This window comes from Catenibacterium sp. (assembly GCF_052354645.1).
Lineage (GTDB): Bacteria > Bacillota_I > Bacilli_A > Erysipelotrichales > Coprobacillaceae > Catenibacterium > Catenibacterium mitsuoka_A.
In genome coordinates this window covers 1-8,456 of sequence record NZ_DAWDDM010000063.1, presented here as the reverse complement: position 1 = coordinate 8,456, position 8,456 = coordinate 1, and the positions used below count along the sequence as shown (strand labels likewise).

The 8,456-nt window shown below is 30.4% G+C and carries 6 protein-coding genes; all 6 read right to left on the bottom strand.

The annotated features are described in order from the left end of the window. A partial coding sequence (locus ACT8VG_RS04330; protein ID WP_444195276.1) for a hypothetical protein occupies positions 1–391 on the bottom strand: 391 nt, incomplete at its 3' end. A 1,535-nt stretch (positions 392–1,926) separates the two neighbouring features. After that, entirely contained in the window at positions 1,927–2,247 is a 321-nt protein-coding gene (locus tag ACT8VG_RS04325; RefSeq protein ID WP_006506730.1) for a nucleotide pyrophosphohydrolase, read from the bottom strand. A 110-nt stretch (positions 2,248–2,357) separates the two neighbouring features. Further along, a complete protein-coding gene (locus tag ACT8VG_RS04320; RefSeq protein ID WP_444195275.1) occupies positions 2,358–3,641 on the bottom strand; it encodes a GmrSD restriction endonuclease domain-containing protein in 1,284 nt (427 codons plus the stop codon). A 60-nt stretch (positions 3,642–3,701) separates the two neighbouring features. Next, positions 3,702–4,427: a DUF262 domain-containing protein gene (locus ACT8VG_RS04315; RefSeq protein ID WP_444195274.1), complete on the bottom strand. Its 726-nt coding sequence runs from the start codon at positions 4,425–4,427 to the stop codon at positions 3,702–3,704. 621 nt (positions 4,428–5,048) lie between these two features. Further along, the gene (locus ACT8VG_RS04310) at positions 5,049–8,093 is read right to left on the bottom strand and encodes a type I restriction endonuclease subunit R (protein WP_444195273.1); all 3,045 of its coding nucleotides are present in this window, start codon (positions 8,091–8,093) and stop codon (positions 5,049–5,051) included. An 18-nt stretch (positions 8,094–8,111) separates the two neighbouring features. Continuing rightward, positions 8,112–8,456: AlbA family DNA-binding domain-containing protein (locus tag ACT8VG_RS04305; protein WP_444195272.1), on the bottom strand; the 345-nt coding region annotated here is incomplete at its 5' end.

Here is an 8,456-nt window from a genome sequence, read left to right as displayed (position 1 = left end):
CTGTAAAGTCTAAATGATGTTTTTCATCCATTGAACAGATAAATTCAAAATTCATCAGTCTTGTTATGTCAGCAAAATTTGATTTTATCAATTCCCACGCATCTGTGTTTTTGTTTTCAATTTTAGCAATTGATATTACATCTTGCATAGAAGACATTCTATCTCCAAGAAACTCACATGTAATTTTCTCATTTCCTTCTTGACCAGTCATATGATAATACTTTATGGGTTTCATTGTGAAAACACGTTCTTGCTCACATTCCTTGCAATAAGAACTAATCTTCACATTCCCTTTAACCAACTCAATAAAGTCAGAAATATTTTCTTCTTCAATGAGGATAGAAGCATATAGACCAGACTCCAATAAAAAATTTGTGAATATATTTTCCATGATATTTAACCTCCATCTTAATTCATCTTTGCTTATAAATCCTTAAATATTTCATATTTTTCCTACACACCATCATCCAAATTAATGGACATCATTTGGTCTGCAAAGTGAGGATTTTTTACATATCATATACACGAATTTTCATAGTTTAGCGATTCATTACTGCTGTTTTTTTGCTTCACACTATCTCTAATAGATGTATTTGTAATACAATTTTCCAAATTAGCAATGTCAGTACGATGTCGAGCCTACTGTTCATGTCTATAATCTATACGAATACAGGTAATAGTTATTCAACTAGTAACGATACATGTAAATCAAGCATCGAAACGCTTTTTGCCTTCCCTTATCAAAAGGCCGGCAATATGGGCTTTTCCTAATTCTGTTATTGAACATGTATTACAAGGATCAGAGTAAAAGCTATTAATAGAGTAGCCACTGATAACCATCTTTGATTGCCCCTTCATATTAAACAGTCATGCACTAAACTTTAAATAATCTTGTAAATTTTGTAAACCATAGACAAGTTTAAAAATATTATAGACCAACTAGCTATATTCTCTTTAAAATACTCTTTAGAACAATCGGTAATTATATTATCTTCCTTAATTGAAACACTGTCATACAGTAACATGTAATACACGCTACCTGCACATATTAATACGTATGTTTTCAAAGAGTAACTTCTAAACATACATCCAACAGTATATAAGATAAAAAACTTGCCTACCCTGACTATATCACATTTAATAATTGGTTGATAGTTTAACATTAGTTACAGCACACCTTGTATTCTCTAACACATATGTACCAGCGATTATTCTGTTGATTTTTCTTCTTTATCTGTAAATTCTTTTACACTTTTTGAATCAAATAAATACCCCAATGTAAATCAAAGAAATAAGATGTCTCCACCCCTAATAGAAAACTATGTTAATTCCTTCTTAAAAGCATAATTTCCAAAACAGTTATGCAGAACATCCTCTACCTTTCTTCTCCCTTATTTTTCATTCGACAACTATCATTTCCCAATTAACAACATATTCATTACTGCCATATCATTTTTATAATATCCAATTTTTGTATGGAAAACACTTCTTATTAAGTTTAATCGTCTCATCAGAATCATGACTATTAAATGAAATTTTATCTAAGTCTATTTCATACCATATATAGAGAAAAACATTATTTCCAACTATTCCATACTTTCTCTTTTTGTAAAGAAATACACCAAACAATCAAAACAAATATGTTTTAATGATGTTTACTGACATTGTATATGCAAACAACACGCCCAGTACAATCATTAATTTATCTTAATTTACGTTGAAAGCTATTTAATTATCAGCACAGTTATAAATAATGATGTCCTTGCCATATTTCAATTTAACTTCATCGTTGAAATACTCCATTATAATCAAGAACTAAGAATGGAAAAAATATGATTTCTCTTTTTCGTATATATAAGCAGAGGAAACAACCTCACTGGTTGTTCCCTTTTGCATAATCACTTAATTGTACAGCAACATCATTTATTACAACTCAGTATACTTATCACTCTTCCCCTTAGCCTTCTCTACAGGATACTTAGCTTCATTCTGACTCATCTTCATATTCACTATCTCATCAGCGTCTAATCCTAGCTTATCTAATAGATTCTGACTATATACAATAACATCAGCTAATTCTTCTTTAACATGCTGTAAATCATAATTATCATCAGACCATTGGAAACATTCTAATAGTTCTGCTGCTTCTATTACTATAGATTTAGCTAGATTAGCTGGTGAATGGAATTGATCCCAGTCTCTATCTTCTGTGAATTTTCTAATTCTATTTACTGTCTCTTCTCTCATGTTAGTTATCCTCTTCTACATATATTATTTGCTAGAATTCAGTGCATTAATCCTCTATCAGCAATCGAAACAAAAATACAAATTAACTTTATTAGATTGACTTTTAAACCTTATTCATCATTCTGTATATTAAAGCTTTGCTCTATAATTTCCATTACTTGATCAATTTCAGAAACGTCTCTCATACTTACTTCCACATCACCATTTCCCCATCTACCTAAATTTGTTATATCTTTACAAATACCTTTAGGATCATATACTTCACTAAATTTCATATTAACACTAATACGTAATCCTTTCTTTTGGGGAACAATATCTACAAAATTAGTATCTAACTTATATGCTACATACAGTTTCTTATATTCACGTTTTACCTGTGGTGATAGATTCAATATTCTTTTATCTAAAGCTTCAAATAGAGTTTTACTTAAAGAACTCATATCATATGTTTCTAATGAATATTCCTGTGATGTGTTTTCATCAGGCGTATATGATTCAAGTACTTCATCAGTTAAATCAGGATAAGGCCATATTTTTAATGCTTTATCACATAGCTGTTTTGCTCTTTCCTTTATATGTTCTTCATTCCATTCTGAAACATTCACAACATACTTATTAAGTCTTAAAGCACTCTCTTTAAATCCACCATCCATATTCATTTTTTCTTTGAAAGAATGATCACTCATTTCAGAATTATAAGCAGTAAGAGTCAAGTTTCCAATTGTATGAATATACATCTTTTGTATTTCTTTCCAATTGTCCCCAAGTTCTTTTTGCCATTCCTCTGAAAGATTCTTATTCTGAGGCATAATGTGTTCAATTGTATAATTACCAATATTTATTGGTGCTTTATTATCGTAGTTTTCTAATCTACTCAATACATAGTTTCTCGTACGCATATTATACATATCGCGAATTACAAATGATGAAAAAAACTGTTCATCATTTGGAAACTCTTTATATGTCTGTAAAAGCATAAATGATGCTTTTACAGAATTCATGTAATCATCGTTATGGATTGAGTTTTTAAATATTGCAAATGTTTTGTTCAATGAGTTTGTTGCCATACCACAAATGTTTCTTCTAAAAACATAACTAATACAATATCTCAAAACTTCTTTTAAATCATCAGTTGTAATGAGTCCTTCATTACAATCATGGTGAACTTTTAATAAGAATGGGTATGAGACTTCCATTCTTAAATCGACTATATCATCATAAAGTTGTTTTAATTCTTTGTCATCACTTCTCTTATATACAATATTTGTATAATAACGAGCATATTCTATTAAGTCTTCACAAAGTTCTCTAATTGTATTAAATTCACTATTCATATGGAATAACTTGAATGTTTCATAAACACGTCCTTGTTTTGGAATACTTGTCATTTTCATTGTTAAATAATGACGGAAGAAAGCATCCATGACTTTTTCTTGTGTTTCATAAACAAAGAGTTATTCCATAGGTCTCCATAAATGCTCATAAATATATGTTTGTTCTGTAGGCTCTAATCCCATCAAAATATAGTTTCTTATTAAATCAGATTCAGATAACTCTTTACCTGTTGAGTTTAGACTTTCAAAGATAGCTTGTGCATCATCAGTTTGTCTATCTAGAGTAATATTAACTATCAAGAGTTTACCAATTGCTTCGTAAGTTTCAGCAGGTGTTAATTCATGATTATCTATCTTTGATGAAAAGAACTTGTAGTTATCTAAGAGTCTAGATTTAACACCTTCTTTTATAGGTTTTCTTTCTACAAGACTAATAAGAATATCTTTATCGTTATCAGTTAATAATAATTTATATCTGTCTTCACCAGACTCAAATTCATTCTTTAAAAGCATTCCATCTATACGATGTGCATTTATAGTTTTATCATCTGGATTATTTAATGCATAATTACGTAATGCGATTAATAGTAAAGTAAGTGTAGTAAGACGTTGTTGACCATCAATGATCATATATTTTTGTATTCCAGTAGGCATAGCCTGTTCAGCAATATTTACTATTGAACCTACAAAGTGCCCTACTTTCTTTTCTTTCTGCATTACAACAATATCATTCCATAGACGTTTACATTGTTCTAATTCCCAGCTATAGTATCTTTGATATACAGGAATAAGAAATTGTTTGTCTCCATTTAGTATTCCAAATATGTTTCCCTTATGTACTTCCATATTAACCCTCCATAATTTATTAATAATCACTTAGACTATCTTCTATAGACATATACTTTAATTTTATTCTTTTTTTAATTGAATTGCACTCATTTAATGTTCTATAACGACTGTTATTAGGGGTTAGTGATAATATTTTTATTTTTTGTTGTTAATATAAAAAGAATGGTTGTTAAACCGTTCTAGGATTTGCATATAAATCAATTAGTTGATCAATCTTATCGGAATTGTTGGTCAACCTAGTCGGAATTCTTGGTCAGCTTCGCCATAATAATCATTTAGCGTCCTCAAGTAGTTGAAGTAGTTCAAATCACCATTTTGCGTGTAACTACTACTATAGGAAAATTACGTATAACAAAAGTTTACATCAAAACCGATTTTAAACTACTTTGACTACTTCATAACCTTATTTTTCACTTGATTCATTACTTTAAAACTTGCCTCAATTAGTTCTTGAATTAAGAATATTTAAAGTAGCATAAGCATTAAATTAAACAGTGCATAAAAAGGACGACCAAGTCATATTCTGACCAATCGTCCTTCATTTCAAAACTTCTTCATACAAATACTCACTCAGTAATGAAAGTAGTCTATCTTCTGAAGATTTCTCAAAAATTATAACTACACTTCCATAACATTATCAGTCCAAAGCTCACACTGACTAATAACTGTCTGAACTGCATCTTCCATCCCTTCTGGTGGATACTTGTGCTTTTTTAATAGTTTTTTGATTAACATACGCATTCTTGCTCTTGCTGACTCTCTCTTTTGCCAATCAATTGTTTTATTTTTACGTAATGTTTCAGTCAATTCTTTTGTAATAGCAATTAATTCTTCATTTTCATAGAAATCTTTTATTGCTTGTGGTTTTGTTAATGCATCATAGAAGGCTAATTCATCAGAAGTAAGTCCTAATTGCTCACCCTCTTTTTGAGCTATTTTAATTTGCTTAGCAAGATTCAACATTTCCTCAATAACTTCTTCATTAGTAAGCATACCATTTAAATATGCATTAAGTGATTTTTGCATAATCTCGCTAAACTTTTCAGATTTTACAATATTAGTTTTTCGATATATGCTTACCTGATCAGCAATTAACTTCTTTAGTAATTCAACTGCAAGATTCTTTTCTTTCATATTTGCTACTTCTTGTAAGAAAGTAGGATCAAAAATAGAGAATTCTTCTTTTACGTCAGAGAACAGATTAATTACTCCATCACTTTTAATACTATGCTTAAGTAATTCATTTATTCTTGCATTCATTTCTAGTAATGATATTTTCTTTCCTTCACCTGAATTAGTAAGTCTCAATACCAATACACGAACTGATTCAAAGAAAGCTGCTTCTATACGATCATGTTCATCCACTAAAGACGAGCATAAAGATAATGCCTGATGAAGTAACAGTGCTTCTTGAACAAATGAATTTTTATCTTCTACACGTTCTCTATCCATAATGAAGTTAACTGCACCACTTATAGTCTTTGATCTTTCCAGATCTGTTCCTGTATGGAATTTAGAATAATCAAAACCATGGAGTTTATCCTGGCAGATTGATAGTTTTTCATAGAATTTTGGCAAAGCAACTTTAGCAACATCTGTATCGCCATAATTCTTTTTATCTCTAGATGTATAGTCTTTCATCGCTCTCTTTAAAGCTGATGCAATACCTACATAATCTACTATTAATCCACCTTCTTTATCCTCAAAGACACGGTTTACTCGTGCAATTGCCTGCATCAAATTATGCCCAGACATTGGTTTGTATACATACATAGTAGCTAGAGAAGGAACATCAAATCCTGTAAGCCACATATCAACGACAATAGCAATTTTTAAAGGACTGTCATTATCTTTAAACTTCTTTGCGAGTTTCTCTTTATGTCTTTTATTTCCTATAATCTCGCGCCATTCCTCTGGGTCCTTGTTGCTTGAAGTCATGACTACTGCTACTTTTTCTGTCCACTGTGGACGTAACTCTAAAATTCTCTTATAGATTTTCATGGCAATAGTACGTGAATAAGCAACAATCATTGCTTTTCCTGTCAGTAAATTCTCTCTATTATTTTCATAATGATCTAAGATATCAGTTACAAGAGAATCAAGAGTATTATCATTACCAAGAATGGCTTCCATTCTACCAAGTTCTTTTTTACTTCTTTCAATAACTTCTCTATCAGCATTTTCAGCCATAAGGTCATATTCATCATCTATAAGTTTCAATGTTTCTTTATCAAGATTAAGTTTAATAACACGACTTTCATAATAAACTGGACGTGTTGCACCATCTTCCACCGCTTGTGTCATATCATAGATATCTATGTAATCACCAAATACTTCACGTGTACTACGGTCTTTAGATGAAATAGGTGTTCCAGTAAATCCAATATATGTTGCATTAGGCAATGTATTTCTAATAGCACGAGCAACACCAATTTTAATTCTACCAGTTTTTGAATCTACTTTTTCTGTAAGACCATATTGACTACGATGTGCTTCATCAGCCATTACGACAATATTCTTTCTTTCTGAAATTGCTTCATGCGATTCCTCAAATTTTTGCATTGTAGTAAAAATAATACCATTTGCTTTTCTACCAGATAGTAGTTTTTTTAAATTTTCTCTACTTTCAGCATGCAGTGGTTCTTGCCTTAAGAAATCTTTACACTTAGCAAATTGACCATACAACTGATCATCAAGATCATTTCTATCTGTAATAACAACTATTGTTGGACTATTCAATGCCGACTGTAATAAGTGCGCATAAAATACCATAGATAATGATTTACCACTACCCTGTGTGTGCCAGAATACGCCACCTTTTCCATCTGTAACAGTTGCATGCTTAGTAGACTCTATAGCTTTTTTCACGGCAAAATACTGATGATATCCTGCAAAAATCTTAAATGACTTTATTCCTTCATTAGAAAAACAAATAAAGTTTTTAATAATGTCAAGAAATCTATCTTTTATAAATATTCCTTCGAAAAAAGTATCAAATTGAGCATATTGCGTATTTTCATAACTACCATCTTTTGTTTTCCATTCCATAAAACGATCTTCACCTGAAGTTATAGTACCCGCTTTAGTAGTCAATTGATCGCTCATTACACATATAGCATTATACACAAACATTGAAGGAATCTCCTTCATGTAATTACGAAGTTGTCTATATGCTTCTGAAGCATCAGTTTCTTCTCTAGAGGGAGATTTTAACTCTACTAATACAATTGGCAAACCGTTTAAAAATAGTATGATATCTGGTCTTTTCTCACTATTTTCAATAAAAGTCCATTGGTTAGCAATAATAAAAGAGTTATTATCAGGATTATTATAGTCAACTAAATAAACAATAGATGAAGACTCTTCACCATCAATTAAATATCGAACAGGAATACCATTTTGTAAGTAATCCATAAATACTGAATTCTTTTGTACTAGTTCACCATTCTCAATATTCTTTAATTTGAATAATGCATCCTGAATAGCATCCTCAGGTAAATCTCTATTCAAACGATACAATGAATCAATTAAGACATCATCATATAACGGACTATAAAAATCCCTTTCTATATCAGGTCCATATACATACTCATAACCTAAATCATTTCTAAATAACTCGATAATTGAATTTTCATAATCAGCTTCCTTATATAGCCCTGACATAATACCCCTCCTCACTCGTTATTCATGTTCTCTATCGAAATGAATACGCCATAGTTTTTCTATTTCATTATAAGTTGCACTTTTATCTTTAGGTGTATTTGTATCACCCACTCTTGTATATATAGTGTTGTCCTTGACTCCACGATATCTTTCTACCAAATAATAAGGGACATGTTTTGTGGCTTTACATTTTATAACCATGAGTTTTTTATATTTATAATAAATGTTTTTGATTTCAATTTCAGGTTTAAAGTCTCCTGCAAATTTCTTATTATTCATTAAATCTAATATATTATTTGATTTGCATGCTTCATCAATTCCAATTACTTCAAAATCATCCGTAACGCCTATTATTAAATATGC

Excerpts from the sequence above, each read along its gene's own strand:
- ACT8VG_RS04325 (WP_006506730.1), bottom strand. The coding sequence starts at position 2,247 with ATGAGAGAAGAGACAGTAAATAGAATTAGAAAATTCACAGAAGATAGA.
- ACT8VG_RS04320 (WP_444195275.1), bottom strand. The coding sequence starts at position 3,641 with ATGAAAATGACAAGTATTCCAAAACAAGGACGTGTTTATGAAACATTC.
- ACT8VG_RS04315 (WP_444195274.1), bottom strand. The coding sequence starts at position 4,427 with ATGGAAGTACATAAGGGAAACATATTTGGAATACTAAATGGAGACAAA.
- ACT8VG_RS04310 (WP_444195273.1), bottom strand. The coding sequence starts at position 8,093 with ATGTCAGGGCTATATAAGGAAGCTGATTATGAAAATTCAATTATCGAG.